The organism is Paraburkholderia sp. SIMBA_053, from assembly GCF_046534895.1.
Taxonomy (GTDB): Bacteria; Pseudomonadota; Gammaproteobacteria; order Burkholderiales; family Burkholderiaceae; genus Paraburkholderia; species Paraburkholderia caledonica.
This window is the reverse complement of record NZ_JAWRXU010001097.1, coordinates 1-256: the sequence shown is the minus strand read 5'-3', so window position 1 is coordinate 256 and position 256 is coordinate 1. Positions and strand designations below refer to the sequence as shown.

Annotated in this window: 1 protein-coding gene; it reads left to right on the top strand. The window is 64.1% G+C overall.

Annotated elements, in window-relative coordinates:
- Positions 1–256 (top strand): hypothetical protein (locus tag SB753_RS39020; protein WP_410805414.1); only part of this gene is annotated, 256 nt, incomplete at both ends.

The window sequence follows — 256 nt, the reverse complement described above, 5'->3', positions numbered from 1 at the left end:
CCCTTCTCGCCGCTACCGCTTTCGTATCGGCTCCCGTCTTCGCAAGCGGCTTCGGTCCGGCTCCTTACTACAACCCGATCGCTGGCGCGCCTGCTTCGGAACGTGGCCCGGCTGCCACGACGGCTCAAGGTGGTGATACGGGCGCAACGTCGTACGGCGGTGTTGCTTCGGGCACGTCGCAAACCGGCTCGGGTGGTCTGTTCCACAAGCACAATACGGGCGCTAATTCGTGTGTCGGCCCCGTCAGCTACTGCAA